The sequence below is a fragment of the Mesorhizobium sp. 1B3 genome, assembly GCF_050958605.1.
Taxonomy (GTDB): Bacteria; Pseudomonadota; Alphaproteobacteria; order Rhizobiales; family Rhizobiaceae.
The window spans coordinates 67,503-86,855 of sequence record NZ_JBJHDO010000014.1; the positions used below are offsets into that span (position 1 = coordinate 67,503).

Below are 19,353 nucleotides of genomic sequence, written 5' to 3' on the forward strand. Positions count from 1 at the left end.
TGGCTGCTCGATAGGCATGTAGTTGGGCTTAAGTTTGGCGCGTCAAAAGGGTTCCGCGCTCACTAGAATTTGTCCTCTTCGGTCGGAACCAGGATCTCCCGCTTCCCGGCATGATTGGCCGGTCCGACGATCCCTTCCTTCTCCATGCGCTCGATGATCGAGGCGGCGCGGTTGTAGCCGATGCCGAGGCGGCGCTGGATGTAGCTGGTCGAAGCCTTGCCGTCGCGCAGCACCACCGCCACGGCTTGATCGTAGGGATCTTCCGAATCCTCCATATTTCCACCGCCGCCGCCGCCCGAGCGGCCGGACGACTCTCCGTCATCCTCGTCGTCGTCCTGGGTGATGGCGTCAAGATACTCCGGCACGCCCTGCAGCTTGAGATGGGCCACGACCTTCTCGACCTCGTCGTCGGAGACGAAAGGCCCGTGCACGCGCTGGATGCGCCCGCCACCGGCCATGTAGAGCATGTCGCCCATGCCGAGGAGCTGCTCAGCGCCCTGCTCGCCGAGAATGGTGCGGCTGTCGATCTTCGACGTCACCTGGAAGGAGATGCGGGTCGGGAAATTGGCCTTGATGGTGCCGGTGATGACGTCGACGGAGGGGCGCTGGGTGGCCATGATCACATGGATGCCGGCAGCGCGCGCCATCTGGGCAAGCCGTTGCACCGCGCCTTCGATATCCTTTCCGGCGACCATCATCAGGTCGGCCATCTCGTCGATGATGACGACGATATAGGGCATCGGTTCGAGATCGAGGTCCTCCGTCTCGTAGACCGCTTCTCCGGTCTCGCGATCGAAGCCGGTCTGCACGGTGCGCGAGATCGTCTCGCCCTTCTGGGCGGCGGCGGCGACGCGGGCGTTGAAGCCGTCGATGTTGCGCACGCCGACTTTCGACATCTTGCGGTAGCGATCCTCCATCTCGCGCACCGTCCATTTGAGCGCGACGACGGCCTTTTTCGGGTCCGTCACGACGGGGGTCAGCAGATGCGGGATGCCGTCATAGACGGAGAGTTCCAGCATCTTCGGGTCGATCATGATCAGCCGGCAATCCTTCGGCGTCATGCGGTAGAGCAGCGACAGGATCATCGTGTTGATGGCCACCGACTTGCCCGAGCCGGTGGTGCCGGCCACCAGCACGTGCGGCATCTTGGCGATGTCGGAGATGACGGCCTCGCCATTGATGGATTTGCCGAGCGCCAGGGCGAGCTTCGCCTTGGTCTGCTCGAAGTCGCGGCTGGCCAGGATCTCGCGAAGATAGACCGTCTCGCGCTTGGCATTGGGCAGCTCGATGCCGATCGCGTTGCGACCCGGCACAACGGCCACACGGCAGGCTATGGCGCTCATCGAGCGGGCGATGTCGTCGGCAAGGCCGATGACGCGCGACGACTTGATGCCGGGCGCCGGCTCGAGCTCGTAGAGCGTGACGACGGGACCCGGCCGGACATGGATGATGTCGCCCTTGACGCCGAAATCCTCGAGCACGCCTTCGAGCAGGCGGGCGTTCTGTTCGAGCGCATCCTTGGAGAGGCTGGGGTCGCGGCCGACGCTTTTCGGCTCGGACAGGAAATGCAGCGTCGGCATTTCGAAAGCGCCGGAGCCGATGAAGGAAGTCTGGGCCTCGCGCTGCACGCGCGCGCCCTGCTGCGGCCTGGGCGCGGGATTGTCGACGCGCGATCTGCCGGACGTGCGGCCGGTGCGCTGTGCGGCCTCGGGAATGATCCCTTCAGGAACAAATTCGTCGAAATCCGCGTCATCGTCATCCTCGAAGCGCGGCTCGCGCATGCCGACGGGCTCGCGCGGCGCGAAGTCGGGCTCGATACGGCCGCGGCTTCCGCGGCGCGGCGCAGGCAGATCGAATTCGTCGGCCTCGTCGGCATGCCGGGAGCGGGGAAGCGGAAGGCGGCCACCGAGGTGACGACGGAAGAAGGCGCGCGCCGAGAGCCACCAATGAGCGACAGCGCCCAGCGCCAGCATGCCTTCGTCCTCGTCGTCGTCATCCTCGTCGATCACGGATTCGGCCGTACGCAGGTTCTCGCGCTCGGCGATGACGGCGCCGAGCCCGCCGGGCCGGTGGAGCAGGCCGGAACCGAAGGCGAAGAGCCACAGGGCGGGAGCGGCCAGAATGGCGCCGACCACGATCGACACGACGCCGCGCGGATAGGCACCGGTGATGCCGGCCGGGATCTGAAGCACCATGTCGCCGAAAACGCCGCCCAGGCCGGTCGGCAGAGGCCAGGTCTCAGGCGGCGTCAGGCAACCGGCGATCGCGGCGAACAGAACCGACGCGGCGAACCACGCCAGGGCGCGCCGCGCCATGCGGTCGATTCCCCGCGCGGTCGCGAGGAAGCCGCCCCAGATCACGGCAGGCACGAGGGCCGCGACCGAGGAAAGGCCGTAAAACTGCATGGCAATGTCGGCGAAGACCGCGCCGGGATATCCCATCGCATTGGTTACCGTGTTGGCCGTGGCGTGGCTGAAGCTCGGATCGGCGACGTTCCAGGTGCCGAGCGCAGCGAGCGCGAAGGCGACGAAGCCGAACAGGGCGAGGCCGATCGCACGCCAGAGCTGGCGCCGCGCGAAAGCGTGCAGCCCACGACTTTGTCCATCCAGCGAAAGGGGCGCCGAAAGCTCGGAACGCATGCCTGAACCCCGTCATAGAAGGACGGCCGGCGAACCGGCCGTGTGCAAGGAATCGGGCACCAGACTATGGCCGGGAAGGTTAAGAGCGCATTAACCATGCGGTTCGCCGCGCGCCTTAGAGATGGCAAAAGCTGCGGCAGGGGAACAACTTTCGATTTCGACGGTTCCTGTTTTCGGTCGGTCAGCCCTGATCCGATCACTCCCAAGGCTCTCCCGCGCCTCCTGATCTTGGAGGCGCGGGCTTTTTTGCTCGGCTTATCCAGCCGCATCAATGCTTCGCCTCTCCCTCCCGCTTGGCGGCCTCGAGGTCTTCGTCCGACAGGATCCGATCGTCCGGATCCGCGGCATCGGCATCGGACGGTGAAAAGCGCAGGCCTTGCATGTAGGGCGTGGGCATCTTGCGACGGTAGTCGGCGAATTCCTTGGCGTAATAGCGCCGCGCCTCCTCGATGCTGCGTTGTCCGCTGACAATGTCGTGCATCAGGTTGAGAGCGAGGAAATTGGCCTGCTCGTCATGGCATCGGGCAGAGACTTCGCCGGCTGTCCGGTCGACCATCACGCTTCCGTCGAACTCGGCCAGCGCCGAGAATTTCTCGGGCGGCACGCGGTAGGCGACGAAACATTCGACGGAATCGGTGTGGGGCGCCGGAAAATTGTGACGGTGGAACTCCTTGGAGGCGACGATGCGCTTCCATGGCCCGCAGTCGTGCCAGACAAGCTGGTGTTCGGTGGCCTCGTCCGGTTCGCCATAGCTCTCGATGACGAGCTTGGCGGCTTCGCGAGATTCTTCAGGCCATCTGTCGGCGATTTGCGATCCTCTGGTCATCATTCTCTGTCTCCTTCCATTTTCCGGGGGATGCACCCGAACGGCACCGGCACGGAATTGTTTCGTGTTCCCGCTGGCGCGACCCTCGCGATCTGGGCGGGTGACACGATGCCTCCGGCATGGCAAAGCTATGCCCATGCAAATGCACCACGTTTGGCTGGGCAGCATGCTGGCATAACTGGGGAAGACGCATGAAGCTGCCTGTGGCCGGCGCGGCCCTCCTGTCGCTGATCGCTTCCGATGTGCATGCTGTGTCGCGCTACGACGTCACGCAGATGAGCTGCGCCGATGTCCAGGCGCGCATCGAGCAGGAAGGCGCGGTGGTCCTCAGCTACCGCTCATGGCGTATCATCGGCCTGCCGATCTACGACCGCTTCGCCAAAGATCAGCGATTCTGCCCGGACGGCACCATCGCGGCCCCGGCCGGCGTGCCGACCGCCGACACGAAATACTGCCCGGTCAAAAAGTGCTTCTCCAGCGGCCGGTTCGTGGCGCGCTGAGCTTGTGCTGCGAGTTGAGCGCCGCAAGAAGCCTTGATACCCAACAATCCTAGAATTTCTGCCTGCCTGATACGGACGTCCGCAATACGGGTATTGTAACCGTTACAAGGCTTGCGGTCCTCGAACTCTTTCGCAAACATGCCGGCCTACGAGAGAGTGGTAGCATGAGATCGGAAGTTTGGTTCGCGGCGCTTCTCGTGGTCTCCGGAGCGAGCGGAGCTTGGGGTCAGGAGCATGAGGCGATCAACGAAGCCAACAATCCGCTCACCCCGAAGGTCACCATCAATTTCCATAACTACTACGTGCCGGAACTGACCGAACTGCCAGATCGCTACGCCAACCAATTCCTCTTGCGCGGCCTCATCCCCGCCGACGTCTTTGGCGCCCCACAGCTTTTTCGTTACACCTTGCCGATCGCGACAGCGCCGGAATTCCCGAGCGGTTATGTGACCGGACTCGGCGACCTCACAATCATGGACATCTTCGTCATCCCTGGAGAGAAGGTGTCGTTCGGTTTTGGTCCCTTGGTGGTGTTTCCGACCGCGACCGACGATTCGCTCGGTGCCGGCAAGTGGCAGGCCGGCGCGGTCGGCTTGGCAATCGCTCCGCAGCGATGGGGCCTCCTCGGTAGCCTCGTTACCTTTCAGACCTCCTTCGCCGGGCAAAGCGAGCGGGAGGATGTTTCGCTCCTCACAGTGCAGCCAATCGTCAATTTCAACCTCAAGGACGGCTACTATCTGCGGTCAACCGCCATCTGGAACTTCGACCTGGAGGGTGGCGACTATTCCATTCCGGTCGGCCTCGGCCTCGGCAAGGTCATCCAGTTGAACGAAAAGGTGACGATGAACGCTTTCGTCGAACCGCAATACACGGTTTCCAGCCATGGTGCTGGCCAGCCAGAATGGCAGATTTTCGCAGGCGTCAATTTCCAGTTCGCGATCGGCAAATGACGCGGCGACTTTTTCCTGTCCAGTTCCGGGCAGGCTCGAGCAAGAAGAAGATAGCTATGCGCTTGTTCCTCATCCTCGGTTTCCTGGCAAGCTTTCCTTCTTCCGCTCTCTCCCAGGCCAGTCACTATGACGAGCTAGCGGACGCACCCTACACACAGGGTTATCTCAGCAACGACAGCGCGAGAAAAATGCAGAAGGAGCTGATGTTTCAGCGCGCCGTGCAGACTTACTTGTGGGCGCTCCCGGCTCTGAACATGTACGGCATGAAGGAAGGTTCCGAAGCCGAGTTCGGCAAAGGTTACAACGTACTCCCGATCTTTAAGAAGCGGCTCGATGCCAAGACGCTGATCACCACGCCCAATTCCGACGTGATCTATGCGCTCGGCTATCTCGACTTGAGTAAGGACGGGCCAATAGTGATCGAGGTGCCGCCGGGCCTGCAGGGCATCATCGACGATTTCTTCCAACGGCCGATCCCTTCCGAAGGTGAGATCAACGGCCGCGAATGGGCGGGTGATGTCGGCCTGCCCGGTCCAGACCAGGGCAAGGGCGGCAAATATCTGATTCTGCCGCCAGACTACACTGGCGAGGTGCCGGACGGCTACTTCACCTATCGCTCGGGCACCTACGGTGTGTTCGTCTTCTGGCGCGGCTTCTTCAAAGATCCCGCTCAGCTCGAAGAGCCCGTGAAGGTGATGGAGCAGACGAAGATCTATCCGCTGGGCAAGGAAACCTCCGCGAAGCCGATGCAGTTCCCCGATGCCTCGGGCGTGCCGGTCAACATGCTCTACCCGCAGGATGGCAGTGCCTTCGACATGCTCGACCGTTTCATCCAGCACGAGTATGTCGATCCGAAGGATTTCGAAATGCGCGGCATGGCGGCCTCTGTCGGCATCGTCAAGGGCAAGCCGTTCGAGCCTGACGAGGAAACGCGCAAACTGCTTGACCAGGCAGCGAAAACGGCCTCCCGCATGGGGCATGTCTTCGCCTATGGCGGCAATGCACTTCGCTACTACGAGGATCGGCAGTGGCTGAATCCGTTCTCGACCAACGCCAATTTCTCGGGCGAGAGTTTCAACCGGCTGGATGAAAGGACGAGCTTCTTCACCTATGCCTATTCGACCAGTCCCGGCATGGCGATCAACATGGAGAATGTCGGGGCCAAGTACCCGAACGCCTTCAAGGATGCCGATGGCGACTACCTGTCCGGCGACCGAACCTACAAGCTGAAGCTACCGAAGGACATTCCTGCCAAGATATTCTGGTCGGTCACGGTCTATGACCCGGTCACCGGCTCCGGGCTGGACAACGGCCAACCCTTCCCCTCGCTCAACACGATGGACAAGCCGGTCCAGAATTCCGACGGTTCGACCGAAATCTATTTCGGCCCGGAATCTCCCGGCGAGGGCAGGAACTGGATTGCGACTGTTCCCGGTAAGGGTTTCTTCACGATCCTGCGCCTCTACGGCCCGACCAAGGCCTTTTTCGACAAGAGCTGGAAGCCGGGCGACCTCGAAAAGGTCGACGGTTAATTGATGAGGCGTGCATCCGACTGCCGAAGAGAAGGAGGCTGACATGACATCGCGCAAATCGCAGCGCGTTCTCACGATTGCCGGAGTGGCCCTCATGGCCGCGACTTCCGGCCTCGCCGCGATCTCGGCCTCTGCCGAACCGCTGCCGCTCTCGCCGAAGTGGAGCGCGAACATGCCCGCTGGCCCAGTCGCCGGCACGCGGATCACGACCGACTATGCGAAGCTCGTGGCGCGAGACGCATATTTTTGGGCTTGGCCGATGGTCAATATGTACAACCGACGTCTTGCCTTTTCGAAGGTCCCGGAACGATTCTATTCGGGTGCCGCTCCGATGGCCCCGATCAACCGGCTGACCATGCTGACGGACTATATCGAGCCGGAAGAGCGGCTCGTGGCTTGCCCCAATCAGGATGTCGTCTATGGCGCTGCCCTGCTGGCGCTCGACCAATCCCCGGTGGTCGTCCAAGTCCCCGACTTCGGCGACCGGTTCTGGGTGTACCAGATAGTCGATCTCAGGACGGACAGCTTCGTCGGTCTCGGCAAGATGTACGGCACGCAGCCTGGTTTCTACCTGCTCGTCGGCCCAAACTGGCATGGCGAGGTGCCGAAGGGGATCACCAAGGTCTTCCGGGCTTCAACCAATACTGCCAATGCGATCCCGCGCGTCTTCCAGGACGATACGGCCGAAGACAAGGCGGCTGTCCAGGAGGTGCTACAACAAATCAACCTCTATCCGCTCTCCGAGTTCGATGGCACGATGAAGACGATAGACTGGAGGCAGCTCAAGAAGGTGCCTGCCGCAAGTGGCGGAGAGGCTGAAACGCAATGGGTGGTACCTGAGAAGTTCTTCGATGAACTGCCTCTTGTGCTAGCAGATGCGCCGCCGTTGCCAGGCGAGGAAGCCCGCTACGCGCAGGTGCTGGCCGTTGTCGAGGCGGCAAAGGTCGACCCGGAGATCAGGAAGGCGGTCGACGAAGCTGCTGCCGAGGCCGAAGAGCAACTCGTCAAACCGCTTATCCAATTTCGCAACTTTGGGCTCGTCCTGCCTCACAACTGGACAACGACGTCGAACAACGCCGCGTTCGGCACCGATTATTTCACACGAACGGCCGTGGCCAAGTCGAACATCTTCGTCAACGCACAGAACGAGACCAAATACTTTTACCAGGATCTGGATAGCGGCGGTGCACGGCTGAACGGTGCGAAGAAGTACACGGTGACGTTCGCGAAAGACGAAACTCCGCCGGTCGACGGCTTCTGGTCGCTGACGCTTTACAACGAGCACCATTTCTTCGAACCGAACGACATCAAGCGCTATTCGCTGGGCACCAAGAACAAGTCGCTTCAATATAATGCCGACGGGTCGCTAACGATTTACATACAGGCGGAGCCGCCCTCCGAAGAGCTTCGCGACAATTGGCTGCCTGCCCCAAAGGAAAGCGACTTCTCCCTTTACATCCGCGCCTATTGGCCGAAGACGGCTGTCATAGACGGTTCATGGACGCCCCCCGAGGTCAAACCCGGCGACTGACAAACGATACCAAAAAAAGAACCCGGCGCAGCCGGGTTCAAGGTCAGGAGAGCTTGCGTTCTCCCAGACGGGATTTCTAGACTCGTTGGAGCGCGCGACTGCGCGCTGCGCCAGCCGAGCGCCGTGCGTCCGTTCGGACGCGCAAAGGACGCGCTGCCAGAGTATAGTTGCCGCATCGTGCTTTCCGAACCTTCGGTTCGGGCCGATGCGGTGGCGCGAAAGCCAAGCGGCCCGGATGGGCCGCACCGGCGACTGAGGCGCCCTGGATATGTCAACATCCAGGGCCAATGGGATCAATTATACGCGCGCTCGCCATGCGAGACGATGTCGAGACCCTCGCGCTCGCCGGCTTCCGGCAGCCTGAGACCCATCACCGCCTTGACCACCTGGAGCGCCACATAGGCGACCACCCCCGACCAGATGACCGCGACGATCACCGCCCAGGCCTGGGTGCCGAACTGGCCGGCGATCGAATATTCTTCCGCGCCGGGGCCGAAGCCGCCCAGCGCCGGCGAAGCAACGATCGCGGTGCCCAGCGCGCCGACGATGCCCCCGACGCCATGGATGCCGAACACGTCGAGCGAATCGTCGTATTTCAGCATCGGCTTCAGCGAGATCACCGCCCACAGGCAGACGAGGCCCGCGACCGCGCCGAGGAAGATCGCGCCGACCGTGCCGGCGAGGCCGGCGGCCGGCGTGATGGCGACGAGGCCGGCGACCGCCCCGGAAGCGGCCCCGAGCAGGCTGGCATGGCCGCGCACGATGCGCTCGGCGACCGACCAGGCGAGTGCCGCGGCCGAGGTCGCTGTGATGGTGTTGAGCATGGCTTGCGCGGCCAGACCGTTGGCCTCGAGGTTGGAGCCGGCGTTGAAGCCGAACCAGCCGACCCACAGAAGGCAAGCGCCAATGAGGGTGAAGGTCAGATTATGCGGCGCCATATTCTCCTTGAGAAAGCCAACGCGCGGTCCCACGACGAGCGCCGCCACCAGGCCGGCGATGCCGGAATTGATGTGGACCACCGTGCCGCCGGCGAAATCGAGCGCACCGATGCCGAAGAGATAGCCGGAAGGGGCGTCGGCCGCGCTCGGGCCTCCCCACCACCACACCATATGGGCCATCGGCAGGTAGGCGAAGGTGAACCAGAGCGCCAGAAACAACATCACCGATCCGAAACGCATTCGCTCGGCGACGGCGCCGACGATGAGCGCCGGGGTGATCGCCGCGAAGGTGAGCTGGAAGATCACGAAGGTGAGTTCGGGAATGAACACGCCCTGCGTGAATGTCTCGGCCAGCGAATCCGGGCCGACGCCGGCCAGGAAGGCCTTGCTCAGGCCGCCGATGAAGGGCGTGAGGAACGTCGCCTCCTCGGCTGTACCGGCGCCGGTGAAGGCCAGCGAATAGCCATAAACTACCCACAGCAGCGCAATCATGGCGAAGCCGGCGAGCACCTGCATCAGCACCGACAAGACGTTCTTGGCGCGCACCAGTCCGCCATAGAAGAGCGCAAGGCCGGGAATGGTCATCAGGATGACGAGGACGGTCGAGACCAGCATCCAGGTGGTATCGCCCTTGTCGGGCACCGGAACGGCCGCGGCGGCCGGTGCCGCTTCCTGGGCGACGGCTGCGACGGCACCCAGCACCCCCGTCGCCAATGTGCCCAGAAGGGCCAAACGTGAAGTCATACGCATAGATAAGTCTCCCCTGAGTCCTGACGGCCTAGAGCGCGTCCGTGTCGGTTTCGCCGGTGCGGATGCGCACGGCCTGGTCGATGCCGAAGACGAAGATCTTTCCGTCGCCGATCTGTCCGGTCTTGGCGGCGTTGGAGATGGCCTCGACCGCCTTGTCGACAAGGTCGGCGCTGACGGCGACCTCGATCTTGATCTTCGGCAGGAAGCTCACGGCATATTCGGCGCCGCGATAGATTTCGGTGTGGCCTTTCTGGCGGCCGTATCCTTTGACCTCGGTGACGGTCAGGCCTTGAATCCCGACGGCGGTCAACGCTTCGCGGACCTCGTCGAGCTTGAACGGCTTGATGATTGCCATCACGATCTTCATGAAGCTTCACCCTTCGCTATGCGGATTCCCGCGTTCCCACGACATCGGCCGCAAGCAGCCGAAACTGCGGAGAGCGATTCAAGCTCCGTGCCAGTTGCCGAAGAACCGGATTAATGTGCTGAAAAGGAAGAGATTTTCGGCCGCTCCACGACGTGGAGCCTGCGGGATGGGCAGCTTGAGCGCCTAAATATTAGACAAAAATACGAAAATGCCTACTTTGAAGTCAGTCGGCGCAGAGGCGAATTCTGGTGGAGGCCGAGCCTCGTGGTCAAAACGGTCTCAATCCTGCGTTACCAGTTGCTCCACGCGGGGCGCTGGCGATGATTTCTGCGTTCTAGCCGCCTCCTTCCTGCGGGCGGCAACATTGCTGTTCGTCTACATTGCCGAAAACGTGAGCTGGAAATGGACGAGAATGTGCTCGGGCGCTCAGAGTCGTCTCTTGTGCCCTACGCGACTTTCGCCCTGTGGTGATGCCTCGACGCATGCATTCCATCGGCGATATCAGGAAGATTCGACAAATGCTCAAGCAGGTAGAGGGCGGCAAGCGCAATATGGGCCGGGATCGGCTTGCTCCCGCGAAACGCGGCCACCTGCCGGCGTGAAATCTCGAGCTGAGCAGCCATGCCATCCAGGCTCAAAGCAAGTTGCCCCATAATCTGTCGGAACTCGGCATTGGTCATGCCGGCCGTGGGAAGCCGCTCGATCCACTCGGCCGACAATTCGATGCCGTCGTCCCATTCAAGTGCCATGCCGTCTTCGTTGACGCGCACAGTCTCGAATAGATCGCCGTTGTCGCGAAGCGGAATGAAGTGGCGATGGCTGAGAAACACCGGGGCGAGGTCGACGATTTTCGTCGACCCGTCCCGCCACGTCACGGTGACATGACGCGCTTCGCCGACCTGCACGGCGGCGAGACGCGGCAGTGGAGCACCAATCCCGATGATGTCGTCAGCGTCCGTTGAGGCGTTGCCATTCATCTTCGATCTCCTTCTGATGGTCGCGAGCCCACTCCAGCGCGATTTCCAGGTCGCGCCTGGATATCCGGCCCCGTAGGATCGTAAGGGTGTCGATCCTGACTTGAACGGAATATTGGGGCGTCACCACATGAAAATGCGGCGGGTGGTGATCGTCGACGTAAAGTTGGATTTATACTCCCGATCTGAACGAGCGTCGGCACGCGCGGGTCTCAGTTGATAAGCGTTGCGGTTGCGTCATGACATCATCAATAGTGCACACTGTGCACTATGTCAAGTCTTTAGTGCACACGACGCACTAGAGACCATCGAACGGAGCCTTAGCTCAGTGCTTGGTAATGTCCATGAATGGCTGGGCAAGCTCTTTCGATCACAGGCGGCTCCGTCGCGGTGGTGCCATTGGCGCATGATAGCCTTCACAGAGACTTGGCGTCAGGCCGATCGTCTGCCTGATCAACTGGAAGCAGGCGGCTTGCGCAGGCGGATCAGGCCTTCCTGCGCCACCGAGGCGATCAGCACACCCTCCTGGCTATAAATCGCGCCGCGCGTGAAGCCGCGCGCGCCCGAGGCAGAAGGACTGTCCTGGGTATAGAGAAGCCAGCCGTCGAGCGGATGCGGCCTGTGGAACCACATGGCGTGATCGAGGCTCGCAACCTGCAGGTCCCGGTCGAAGACGGCGCGGCCATGGGCGAAGGTCGAGGTGTCGAGGAGCGTCATGTCCGACAGATAAGCCAGCACGGCGACCTGCATGGTGCGGTCGGCGGGCACCGGGCCGGTGGTGCGCAGCCAGATGTTCTGGCGTGGCGGCAGCTTTTCGCGGCTCGTGTAATGGTCGAGATTGACGGGCTTGATTTCCAGCGGCCGCTCGCGCGCCCAGAAGCGACGGATGTCCTCCGGCAGGTGCTCGGCATGTTCCAGCAGCTCGCGCTGCGTCTTCAGGCTCGATGGCGGCGGCACGTTGTCCGGCATGGCGAACTGATGGTCGAGCCCTTCCTCGTCGCGCTGGAAAGAGGCTTCCAGGGAAAAGATAGCGCGGCCGTGCTGTATGGCGACGACCCGCCGCGTGGTGAAGGAGCTGCCGTCGCGAATCCGATCGACTTCATAGACGATCGGCACCGTGGTATCGCCGGGAAGCATGAAATAGCCATGCAGAGAATGGACATGGCGGTCAGGCCCAACCGTGCGGCAGGCTGCCACAAGCGCCTGAGCGATGGTCTGGCCGCCGAAGACGCGCTGCCAGTTCATTTTGGGGCTGCGACCACGATAGAGATTGTGTTCGAGTTCCTCCAGGTCGAGTATGGAGAGAAGCTCCTGCATGGCCTCCGACATGGTTTGCCCTTTATAGTGAGGAGTGCGGGTGGCGGCCGATGTCAGCCGAATGGCTGCCGGTGTCAAGGCGGAAGGGACGAAGCGATGGCCAAAGCGAAAGAAGCTCCCGCGAGCAAGACCGATATCGATGTGCTGGTGGCGGGCGCCGGCTATGTCGGCCTGGCGACAGCGGTGTCGATCCGCGAGGCCAGACCCAGCCTCTCCGTGGCGGTCGTGGACGCCGCTCCGCCCGGCGTCTGGCAGAAGGACGGCCGCGCCTCGGCCGTGGCCGCCGCCGCTTGCCGCATGCTGGAGCGACTCGACTGCTGGCGGGAGATCGAGCCGCACGCCCAGGCCATCACCGAGATGATTATCACCGATTCCAAGACGTCGGATCCGGTGCGCCCAGTGTTCCTGACCTTTGGCGGCGAGGTTTCACCCGGTGAGCCCTTCGCGCACATGGTCGAAAACCGCGTGCTCAACGGCGCGCTGCGCCGCCGCGCCGCCGAGCTCGGTATCGACATTATCGAGGGCATCGCGGTCTCCGGCTTCCAGAACGGCCCGAGCGACATGGCCGTCCATCTGGCGGACGGCATCACCTTCGACGCCAAGCTGCTGGTGGCGGCCGACGGCGTCAATTCCAGGCTGCGCGACATGGCCGGCATCAAGACGGTGCGCTGGGAGTACGGTCAATCGGGCATCGTCTGCACCATCGCGCACGAGCGGCCGCACAACGGCCGGGCCGAGGAGCATTTCCTGCCCGCCGGCCCCTTCGCCATCCTTCCGCTCACCGGCAACCGCTCGTCCATCGTCTGGACCGAGCGCACGGCCGATGCCGAAAGGCTCGTCAAGGGCGACGAGTTCACGTTCGAGGTCGAGCTGGAGCAGCGTTTCGGGCTGAAGCTCGGCGAAATCAGGGTGGAGACGAAACCCCGCGCCTGGCCGCTCGGCCTCACCCTTTCCCGCGCCTTCGTCGCGCCGCGCTTCGCGCTCGCCGGCGATGCCGCGCACGGCATCCATCCCATCGCCGGCCAGGGCCTCAATCTCGGCTTCAAGGATGTCGCCGCGCTCGCCGAGACGGTGGTCGAGGCCGACAGGCTCGGCCAGGACATCGGCGCGATCGACGTGCTCCAGCGCTACGAACGCTGGCGCCGCTTCGACACCGTGCAGATGGGCGTGACGACGGACGTGCTCAACCGGCTGTTTTCCAACGACATCGGCCCCGTTCGCGCCTTCCGCGACGTCGGGCTCGGCCTGGTCGACCGCATGCCCAGGCTCAAAGAGTTCTTCATCCGCCAGGCGTCAGGGCTAGCCGGTCCAACCCCGCGGCTGCTCAAGGGCGAGGCGATTTGAGACGCTAAGTCGGGGGCATTCTTTCTTGCTATTCCAGCACTTGGCCTTCGGCGAGGCTAATCGCAGGATTCGACGCGTCTGTTTCGCATGTCAGCACGGCGTTCGATACCCTACCGATAAAGGTCCACGGTTGACGCGCATAACATCGCCGTATGGCCGATCAGAAATTGCCATTTGACATGACCACCGGCGGCTCCAACAACTGACCAAGCGCCACATCGAGGGAATTTTCCAATGTTGATAGCCATCGTCCAGATCCCGGGCCTTGAACGCTCCGAGGAGGATGCAATCAGGGCAGCCAGAACATCGGCCCCGACCTACACCCAATTGCCGGGACTGATGAGCAAGTATTACCTCAATGGCGAGAATGGCGGCGGCGGCGTCTATTTCTGGGCATCACGGGAAGAGGCCGACGCCTGGTACAATGCGGACTGGGCCGACATGATCGAGCGACGATTTGGCGCGCGCCCGACGCTGACTTATTACGAGAATTACGTCGTCCTGGACAATGTCAGCAACGAATTGCGCGTCAACGGCGTCGCCGAGCTTCTCGGTGCGCCGAAGGCGCCGGCTTGAGTCAGTCCGCATGAACCAGGTTGCCGATCTCGTCCAGGCGTGAATGAATCGCCCGCGTCAGAGTCGTGAGTGGCTTCGAGCGCGGGCTTCCGGCCGGGTAGAGCAGCTTCGGCTCCCATTCCAGCCGGGGTTCGAAGGGGCGCGTCACCACCTTTTCGTGTCCGGTGCCGCGCGCGGAGAGCGAATCCAGGATCGAAATCCCGGCGCCCAGCGCAACGATCTCGCAGATCGAGATGCCCAGCGTGCATTCGCCCGCGATGTTGAACGGCGCGCCCGCCAACTCGAAACTGCGCGCGATTTCCTGGTGGAGGCGCGTGTTTTCGGGCGGGCAGAAGATAGACTCGCCGGCCATATCCCGCGGGCTTAGGGAAGAACGTGTGGAGAGCCGGTGCCCTCGCGGCAAAACGCAGACGATGGGAAACGTCGGCAGGTCTTCGAAGTCGATCCCGGCTGGATTGGGTGGAGTGGCGGTGATGCCAAGATCGCAGCGCCGCGTGCTGACCATGTCAAGGATCTCGGACGATCTGGTCACGGTCAGCTTGGTGCGAACGCCGGGATACTTCTCGCGCATTTTCATCAGGGCATGGGGTAGACATTGATAGGCGAAGGCCCCGGTTGCCGCGACATGAATGAATTTCTCCCGCTGCTGGCGAATGGCCGTGGCGGTCTGTTCGAGATGCTGCAGACCGAGGAAACTGCGCTCGACCTCGTTGAAAAAGGAGATCGCATCGGGGCTGGCGCTGATGCCCGAGCCGCTGCGCTTGAACAGCGCGAGTTCGGTCGTCTCCTCCAGATCGCGGATCAGGCGGCTCACCGCGGGCTGGGTGATCGACATCAGCCGCGCGGCGGTGGTCATGCTGCCGGTCTGGAAAACCAGGCGGAACGCCTCGATCTGGCGCAGATTGATCTTCACCGCGGACCCCATAACATTCAGTTATATCTGGTGCACGCAATGCATTAGACATTGGGCTTGAGGCTTGTCAAACACTGGTCCGCACATTCCTGGCGGGGTGGATTGATTTGGGAGTAGGCCGATGAAATCGGATGCGACGGATGTCGTCGTGATCGGCAGCGGGTTCGGAGGCTCTGTCGCGGCCGCGCGCCTGGCCGAGGCAGGGGCGAAGGTCACGCTGCTGGAACGCGGTCCCTGGTGGGACACGGTGCCGACGCGTTCGATGGGAATCGAGGAACGCACGCCGCTGCCGCGCGGACATCGCTTGTTCACCCATTCCTTGCGATCCGTCTATCACCCTCTTCTTCCGTGGGGGCGGATGCGGTTCAACCGCAAGGGCTTGTTCGAGGTCTATTTCTCCAAAGGCATGGAGGTGATCTGCGCCTCGGGCGTCGGGGGAGGCAGCCATGTCTACTCGGCCTTGCATCGCCGCCCCCTGCAGCCCGACTACTGGGACGGGCATTGCGACGATCTGAGCGAGGCTTCGATGGCGGCGCATTATGAGAGCTTCATCACGCGGGTCGGTTCTTCGCGTCCCGCGCCGGAGAATGCTCCGCCCCACACCGCCGTGCAGATGTACTCCAACCACCCGGATTTCACGCCGGCGATCCCCAAGGTCGACATGCGCGTCGGCTTTCTCTTCCCGCGCGACAAGGACAATCCGAAGCTGGTGACCACGGAGCATGGCGTGAGCCGCTGGGAGACGGACTACAAAACCGGCGATCACGGCTTCCTCGGAGCCCCGTCGGGATCGAAGTCGACAATGGACATTGTCTACCTGGCTCCGGCGCTGAAGCAGGGGCTGGACGTACGCGCGCTCAGCGAAGTGATCTCGATCACCGCGACCAAGGGTGCCGCGCGGCGCTTCCTGGTCGATTTCCATGATCATGCGAAGCGCACCCGCCAGACGATCGCCGCCGATCATGTCTTCGTAGGCGCCGGGACGATGAACACCTTGCGCCTGCTGCTGGAAAGCCGTGACCGGCACGGCGGGCTTTCCGGCATGCCGCATCTCGGCCAGAGGTTCAGCGGGAACGGCGACATCAGGGGCTTCTGGGATCTCAACGTGAAGGGAACGGATTTCACCGAGGGCGTGCCCAGCAAAGGGGCGTTCCTCTTGCGCGACGAGGCTTGGCCCCGGGTGGCGATCGGACGCAACAACATGCCGAGCGTGAATTCATATCCGTTCCCCAAATTTGTTCGTGAGCGGCTGAAGCGTGGCCTCGTGGTCAGCGGCATGGGCGCGGATGCGATGGATGGTACCGCCACCATCGAAGGCGGCCGGTTCCGCATCCGCTTCGACCCCAAGAACAGCCCTATCTACGCGCAGATCTATTCCACGATGCTGGAAGCCGCCCGGCTTTCTGGCCGAAAGATCTATGCCAGCCCTCGCCCCTCGACCGTGCATCCGATGGGCGGGGCCTGCGTCGGTCGCCCCGAGGCAGGCGGGGTCATCGGCGCCGATGGCCAGGTCCATGGCGTGCCTGGGCTCTATGTGGTCGACGCGGCCGCCTTTCCCGAGCCGACCGCCGCGCCACCGACGATGAGCATCGGCGCCTGGTCGGAAAACGTCGCGTCGCGGTTCGTTCAGGCCAATTGAGCCGTAGACGAGGAGCGATTGGCGGGAAGGAGAGTGGAACTCCTCCCCGTTCCGCGGCTTTCGATGCAGTCGTTCTCGGTTGAGGCGAGGCAGAAACCCGCGCCCTGCCCGGCGGGCATCGATCGCTTCGACCCGCATGGTCGGAATGTCAGAGACGGGAATTATCATTCTCTCGGATGCCCAAGGAAAGAAGATTTGTGCGTTGACATCCCGAGACGTAGCTAAATATGTTTGACATATTGAGCCACCCGTCGATCTCTGAGGGGTATGTCTGAAAGCTGTGCGGCTTTCAGAGCGTTGCGACCGCGCGTCGCTCAGGTGGGTGGACGAAGGGGAAAATGAACGTGAATGAAGCCGCCTTCGGGCAAGTCACCATCGTTGGAGCGGGTCTTCTCGGCCATGCGATCGGACTGGTTCATGCCCTTGGCGGTTGCCGGGTGATCTTGCACGACAGCAGCGAGGCTGCGGTCAGCCAGGCTCTGGCGCTGGCGCGTTCGGCCGCGGAGGTGCTCGTCGAAGTCGGGGCCTATGACCAGAAGAACGTCAGCCATGCCCTCGACAGGATCCGCACGGAGGTCGATCTAGCCAAGGCGCTGCAAGGCACGGATCTGGTGGTGGAGGCGATCACCGAAGAGGCCGAGGCCAAACGCGCGGTTTACACCCTGATCGACCGTCATGCCCCCGAGCAGGCAGTCATCGCCAGCAATACGTCCTATCTGGATATCTTCCCGTTGCTGCCGGAACGCAGGCAGGCGCGGGCATTGATCGTGCACTGGTATACGCCGCCCTATGCGATCGACCTGGTCGATGTAGTGAAGGGGCCCCAGACCGAGCCGGCAGTGGCAGAGGCGATGTGCGGTTTCCTTCGTGGGCTCGGCAAGAAGCCAATCCTTCTGGAGAAGTTTCTCAGCGGCTATATCGCCAACCGCATCCAGACCGCGATCAGCCTGGAGGCGTTCCATTTGATCGATGCGGGACTGGCCAGCGCCGAGGATATCGACACGGCGATCAAGTATGGCCTGGCGGAGCGCCTCGCCCTGCTCGGTCACCTCAAGCGGATCGACTACACCGGACTCAAGGTGACGCAGCTCAATCTCGCCAACAAGGCCTATAGCCCGCCCGAACTGCGCGGCCGCTCAGATGTCGTCGACCGGCTGGTCTCGGAAGGCAAGCTGGGTGTCGCCGCTGGCAACGGGTTCTACAACTATGAGGGCCAGACCCCGGCCGAGCTGTTCAGGGATCGCGACCGCAGGCTCTTTTCACTGAAGCACGCACTCAACGATATCGGCCGCTACTAGAGCGCCGCTATCGGAGACGAAGCCACACGAAACGGCGGCATACCGCATGTTGTGTCATTAGGGAGAAGACAAAAGATGACATTCAAACTCAATCGCAGAACGGTCCTGGCGGCGCTGGCCTGCACGGCGATGTCGGCAGGCTTCGCGCATGCTCAGGAGGTGCTCAAGATCGGCGTTCTCGGTCCTCTGACCGGTGCTGGCGCGGCCTGGGGTCTGGGCACCGACGGCGGCGTCAAGATTGCCGCGCAGGAGATCAACGGGCGCGGCGGCCTGAAGGTGGGCGACAAGAGCTACACCATCGAGGTCGTCTCCTATGACGATCAGTACAAGGCCGCCGAGGCCGTCACCGCGACGAACCGCCTGATGGGTCCTGATGGCGTTCGCTACATCTTCGGCCCGATCGGTTCGGCCTCGCTTCTGGCGATCAAGCCGCTGACCGAACGCGACGGCGTCCAGCTCTTCACCGGCGCATGGGCGGCGAGCGTGCTCAAGGACAGCAGGTACATCTTCCGCGTTGGCCCTACGACCCAGGAATTCGCGCCGTCGACCGTGGCATGGGTCAAGGAACACAATCCCGACATCAAGCGCGTCGGCCTGATCGCCGCCAATGACGAAACCGGTTGGAACAGCCAGAAGATCCAGCGCGACGCATATACGGCGGCGGGATTCGAAGTCGTCACGGCTGAGTTCTTCGAGCGCACCCAGAACGATTTCAGCGCCATCCTGACCAAGATGCTGGCGCAGAACCCCGAGACGATCGAGCTCGACACCACCCCGCCGCGCACCGCGGGCCTGATCGTGCGGCAGGCGCGCGACCTTGGCTACAAGGGTGGCTTCACAAAGTTCGGCGGCTTCGACGTCGAGGAAGTGGTGAAGGCGGCGGGAGCGGAAAATGCCGAGGGCCTGGTCGGGATCACCATGGCTGCGCCCGGAACGGACGTCTGGGACCGCCTGGGCGGCGAATTCAGCAAGCTCCACAAGGCCGAGATGAACGACTACGTCGTCATGTTCTACGATGCGGCCAACCTGCTTTTCTCCGCGATGGAGAAGGCAGGCTCGATCGAAAGCGATGACGTCGTTGCAGCTCTCGAAGCCAGTGCGCCGTTCGAAGGCTCGGTCGGCAAGCTGACCTGGGGCGGCGCGGACGCCTATGGGATCGACCACCAGATCTACCGCTCGGTCGTGATGGTCAAGATCCAGGGGGGCGACGGCGTCGTTATCGGCGAAGCCAAGCTGAACTGATCCCGACGGCACGGATA

The 19,353-nt window shown here is 62.7% G+C and carries 17 protein-coding genes; 9 read left to right on the plus strand and 8 right to left on the minus strand.

Annotation, left to right across the window (positions count from 1 at the left end):
• Positions 1-62: 62 nt before the first annotated feature.
• Positions 63-2,639, minus strand: coding sequence for a DNA translocase FtsK (locus ACCO56_RS28100; protein ID WP_433644231.1), 2,577 nt, complete (start codon positions 2,637-2,639; stop codon positions 63-65).
• 268 nt (positions 2,640-2,907) lie between these two features.
• Positions 2,908-3,468 (minus strand): hypothetical protein, encoded by a 561-nt coding sequence (locus ACCO56_RS28105; protein ID WP_433644232.1) that lies wholly within the window; start codon positions 3,466-3,468, stop codon positions 2,908-2,910.
• A 188-nt stretch (positions 3,469-3,656) separates the two neighbouring features.
• On the opposite strand from ACCO56_RS28105, the gene ACCO56_RS28110 reads away from it, so the two are divergent.
• The 4 genes from ACCO56_RS28110 to ACCO56_RS28125 all read left to right on the plus strand — a co-directional run bounded on the left by ACCO56_RS28110 (position 3,657) and on the right by ACCO56_RS28125 (position 7,978).
• On the plus strand, positions 3,657-3,965 hold the full coding sequence (locus tag ACCO56_RS28110) for a hypothetical protein (protein ID WP_433644233.1): 309 nt from the start codon (positions 3,657-3,659) through the stop codon (positions 3,963-3,965).
• 164 nt (positions 3,966-4,129) lie between these two features.
• Positions 4,130-4,915, plus strand: coding sequence for a hypothetical protein (locus ACCO56_RS28115; protein WP_433644234.1), 786 nt, complete (start codon positions 4,130-4,132; stop codon positions 4,913-4,915).
• Positions 4,916-4,971: 56 nt separating this feature from the next.
• Positions 4,972-6,447, plus strand: coding sequence for a DUF1254 domain-containing protein (locus tag ACCO56_RS28120; protein ID WP_433644235.1), 1,476 nt, complete (start codon positions 4,972-4,974; stop codon positions 6,445-6,447).
• 43 nt (positions 6,448-6,490) lie between these two features.
• Positions 6,491-7,978: a DUF1254 domain-containing protein gene (locus tag ACCO56_RS28125; protein ID WP_433644236.1), complete on the plus strand. Its 1,488-nt coding sequence runs from the start codon at positions 6,491-6,493 to the stop codon at positions 7,976-7,978.
• A 293-nt stretch (positions 7,979-8,271) separates the two neighbouring features.
• Here ACCO56_RS28125 and ACCO56_RS28130 read toward each other — a convergent pair whose 3' ends face one another.
• From ACCO56_RS28130 to ACCO56_RS28150, 5 genes are all read right to left on the minus strand, one after another.
• The gene (locus ACCO56_RS28130) at positions 8,272-9,666 is read right to left on the minus strand and encodes an ammonium transporter (protein WP_433644237.1); all 1,395 of its coding nucleotides are present in this window, start codon (positions 9,664-9,666) and stop codon (positions 8,272-8,274) included.
• A gap of 28 nt (positions 9,667-9,694) precedes the next feature.
• Positions 9,695-10,033 (minus strand): P-II family nitrogen regulator, encoded by a 339-nt coding sequence (locus ACCO56_RS28135; protein ID WP_433644238.1) that lies wholly within the window; start codon positions 10,031-10,033, stop codon positions 9,695-9,697.
• Positions 10,034-10,479: 446 nt separating this feature from the next.
• Positions 10,480-11,010: a DUF2442 domain-containing protein gene (locus ACCO56_RS28140; RefSeq protein WP_433644239.1), complete on the minus strand. Its 531-nt coding sequence runs from the start codon at positions 11,008-11,010 to the stop codon at positions 10,480-10,482.
• On the minus strand, positions 10,982-11,137 hold the full coding sequence (locus ACCO56_RS28145; RefSeq protein WP_433644240.1) for a DUF4160 domain-containing protein: 156 nt from the start codon (positions 11,135-11,137) through the stop codon (positions 10,982-10,984). Before ACCO56_RS28145 ends, ACCO56_RS28140 begins: the two co-directional genes overlap by 29 nt.
• 323 nt (positions 11,138-11,460) lie before the next feature.
• Positions 11,461-12,336 carry an acyl-CoA thioesterase gene (locus ACCO56_RS28150; protein ID WP_433644241.1) on the minus strand — a complete coding sequence of 292 codons (876 nt, stop codon included), beginning with the start codon at positions 12,334-12,336 and terminating at the stop codon, positions 11,461-11,463.
• Between the two features lie 84 nt (positions 12,337-12,420).
• Between ACCO56_RS28150 and ACCO56_RS28155 the strand changes: the two genes are divergently transcribed.
• Entirely contained in the window at positions 12,421-13,668 is a 1,248-nt protein-coding gene (locus ACCO56_RS28155; RefSeq protein ID WP_433644242.1) for a ubiquinone biosynthesis hydroxylase, read from the plus strand.
• 234 nt (positions 13,669-13,902) lie between these two features.
• The gene (locus ACCO56_RS28160) at positions 13,903-14,244 is read left to right on the plus strand and encodes a hypothetical protein (protein ID WP_433644243.1); all 342 of its coding nucleotides are present in this window, start codon (positions 13,903-13,905) and stop codon (positions 14,242-14,244) included.
• 1 nt (position 14,245) lies between these two features.
• Here the strand turns inward: ACCO56_RS28160 and ACCO56_RS28165 are convergent, their stop codons facing one another.
• The gene (locus tag ACCO56_RS28165) at positions 14,246-15,157 is read right to left on the minus strand and encodes a LysR family transcriptional regulator (RefSeq protein WP_433644244.1); all 912 of its coding nucleotides are present in this window, start codon (positions 15,155-15,157) and stop codon (positions 14,246-14,248) included.
• Between the two features lie 121 nt (positions 15,158-15,278).
• Here ACCO56_RS28165 and ACCO56_RS28170 point away from each other — a divergent pair, with 121 nt between their 5' ends.
• The 3 genes from ACCO56_RS28170 (at position 15,279) to ACCO56_RS28180 (ending at position 19,336) form a co-directional block, all read left to right on the plus strand.
• Positions 15,279-16,796, plus strand: coding sequence for a GMC oxidoreductase (locus ACCO56_RS28170; RefSeq protein WP_433644245.1), 1,518 nt, complete (start codon positions 15,279-15,281; stop codon positions 16,794-16,796).
• A gap of 338 nt (positions 16,797-17,134) precedes the next feature.
• Positions 17,135-18,094, plus strand: a complete 960-nt coding sequence (locus ACCO56_RS28175; protein ID WP_433644246.1) for a 3-hydroxyacyl-CoA dehydrogenase family protein — start codon at positions 17,135-17,137, stop codon at positions 18,092-18,094.
• Positions 18,095-18,169: 75 nt separating this feature from the next.
• The gene (locus ACCO56_RS28180) at positions 18,170-19,336 is read left to right on the plus strand and encodes an ABC transporter substrate-binding protein (protein WP_433644247.1); all 1,167 of its coding nucleotides are present in this window, start codon (positions 18,170-18,172) and stop codon (positions 19,334-19,336) included.
• Positions 19,337-19,353 lie beyond the last annotated feature (17 nt).